This window comes from Armatimonas sp., from assembly GCF_043760365.1.
GTDB lineage: Bacteria > Armatimonadota > Armatimonadia > Armatimonadales > Armatimonadaceae > Armatimonas.
In genome coordinates, this window is the sequence record NZ_JAYUPA010000043.1 from 1 (window position 1) to 2417 (window position 2417).

General features: G+C 61.2%; 3 protein-coding genes. 2 read left to right on the forward strand and 1 reads right to left on the reverse strand.

Annotation, left to right across the window (positions count from 1 at the left end):
• Positions 1 to 767, reverse strand: a 767-nt coding sequence (locus ACH2EH_RS01045; protein ID WP_395137944.1) for a DUF6785 family protein, incomplete at its 3' end; no start/stop codon positions are given.
• Between the two features lie 60 nt (positions 768 to 827).
• On the opposite strand from ACH2EH_RS01045, the gene ACH2EH_RS01050 reads away from it, so the two are divergent.
• Both ACH2EH_RS01050 and ACH2EH_RS01055 read left to right on the forward strand, forming a co-directional pair.
• Positions 828 to 1577 carry a dolichyl-phosphate beta-glucosyltransferase gene (locus ACH2EH_RS01050; protein WP_395137947.1) on the forward strand — a complete coding sequence of 250 codons (750 nt, stop codon included), beginning with the start codon at positions 828 to 830 and terminating at the stop codon, positions 1575 to 1577.
• On the forward strand, positions 1574 to 2417 hold an 844-nt coding region (locus tag ACH2EH_RS01055; protein WP_395137948.1), incomplete at its 3' end, for a metallophosphoesterase. The genes ACH2EH_RS01050 and ACH2EH_RS01055, both read left to right, overlap by 4 nt.

Consider the following 2417-nt stretch of genomic DNA (forward strand, 5'->3'; position numbering starts at 1 on the left):
AGCCAGCCAATCGCGCTCCACGGGCGCGTGGGAAAGCCCGTGGCCTGGTCAACGTACTTGAGCTGAATCAGCGGCACCTGCGGATTGAGCACCGCGACGCCGTTCCAGAGCTGCAAGACCACCGCAATCAAAATCCCGGCCCAGAGAACTTTGTTCTTGAGCAGCGGTGCCCCCGGTGCGGTGAGCTCCAGCGGGAGCTGGATCAGTGGGAAAGCCAGCTTCTCACTCTCAGTCCAGCGGCGGCGCAGGAGCACGTTGAGGAACATAAAGAGCACGACCATCGTGGTCAAAAAGCCGCACCAGGAGAGGGTGGGTAGCAGCCACGCACGCAAGTGATCGGCCTGGTAGAGAGTCGAGTGGCCTTCAAAGTAGGGCTTGAGCGCGTCTTTGTCAGTGACCACTAAGTGCTTGGGAAGCCGGGGAATCAGATCTAGCTCCCAGTTGTTAGTGGCGTTGGCACGGTAGACCGGGTAGGCGAGAATGGGCAGGAGCACCTCGATCGTGTCGTGGCCCGCCAGCGCGGAGCAGATATTGAGCATCGCGTAGAGCGTCAGTAGTTCTAATCGCGAGAATGTCGCCTTGGGAAAGAAGCGCCCCACAAGGCCATTGAGCGCCAACAAGACACAGAGCCAGAAGATCGTATTGTAAAACAGCGAGATCGTGGTCGGGTGCCCGGCGTAGCGCATCACCTCAGACTGGATGATCCAGAAGGCATTGATGGGAATAAGGAGCAGCGCCGCAAAGAAAAAGCGTCCACGAAGAGGCATGGCATCATCTTCACCGAGCAGGGGAGGATTTCCTGCCAGTGATACAATAAGGCAACGTCCATGCAGCTCTCGATTGTCATTCCAGCCTACAACGAAGCAAAGCGTCTGCCCCGTACTTTGGAGGCGACTCTGGCCTATGTACAGGCGCGAAAGCTCGGCGCCGAAATTTTAGTGGTAGACGATGGCTCGCGCGACGAAACGGCACGGGTGGCCGCAAGCTTTCCCGGCGTTACCGTGCTGGGCTACGGCGGCAATCGGGGCAAGGGCTACGCGGTGCGCTACGGCGTTCTGCGCGCTGCGGGTGAGCGCGTGCTCTTTATGGATGCCGATCTCGCGACGCCTATTGAGGAGCTCACCAAGCTAGAGGCGGCGCTTGACTCGGGGGCGGACTACGCCATCGGCTCGCGGCCCTTGCGCGAGTCCGAGCTCACGGTGCGCCAGCCGCTCTTGCGTGAGCTTTGTGGTCGGAGCTTCAATAAGATCGTGCAGCTCGCGGCAACCCCGGGAATCTACGACACTCAGTGCGGCTTCAAGCTCCTCACGCACGATGCGGCGCAGGCGATCTTCTCCCGCTGCCAGCTCGATGGGTTTAGTTTCGATGTCGAGGCAATTTTTCTGGCGCTGCGGCTAGGTCTTAAGGTCGCCGAGATCCCCGTGCGCTGGGCGCATCAAGAAGGCGCGGCGGCATTTGCGACGCGCGGTGCGTACCTCCGTGCGGGCCTGCGGATGCTACGCGATGTGGTGAAGATTCGCACCCTCCATGCACGCGTCGAGCCGGTCACTTCTAAGGCGGCACCGCTCTCCCGATGAGTAGGAAGCTGCTTGGGAGTAAGAGGCTACTTGGCATGACGGCAGGAGCCGCTGCGGGGCTCGCGCTCTACGCCCTCAAAGTTGAGCCGCTTTTAGTCGAAGTGACCCACACGGAGCTTTTCCTGCCGCGTCTACCCGCCGCCTGGGACGGACTCTCGGTTCTGTTTCTCTCCGACCCGCATGTCTGGGAATTTGGCGAGCGGGAGCGGCGCGTGGTGGCGCTCTGTGCGGAGCTGGAAAAGCCTGATCTGATTGTCTGGGGCGGCGACTTTTTGGGTAACTCACGTGGCGTCGTTCCCGCTGTCAAGCTCGTCACCGAGATCGCACAGCTTTTTCCAGAGACCCCCGCATTTGCAATTTGGGGCAATGCGGAGCATAAGATTCGCAAGGAGCGCCGTGCCTGGCTCGAAGCGCTTTTAGCCGAGGTGGGGGTTTGTACGCTCACCAATGAGAGCTTGCCACTGACACTATGCGGGGCGACCATCACGCTTGCGGGCTGCGACGATCCCTACTACGGCCACGCCGACTTAGACGCCACCTTTGCAGAGCTTACACCGGGGCGCTTCACGCTGTTGCTGGCACACTCCCCGCAAGTGGCGGCACTCGCCGCGCGGGCAGGTGTGGACTTAATGCTCTCCGGGCACACGCACGGCGGGCAAGTCCGCTTCCCGCTCCTTGGCCCCTGGAAGACCCAGAACCCGCTCAGCCGCCTCCTAGACTGCGGCACGTTTCCCCCTACCCGACTCACCAAGATTCTGGGCTACGATCCTGGTGGGAATCTTACCACCTACATCTCGCGCGGCATCGGCCTGGCTTTCGTCCCGTATCTTCCCTGGCTCG

What these genes read in the sequence shown, in the direction of transcription:
- ACH2EH_RS01050 (WP_395137947.1), top strand. Translation starts at nt 828, where the DNA reads ATGCAGCTCTCGATTGTCATTCCAGCCTACAACGAAGCAAAGCGTCTG.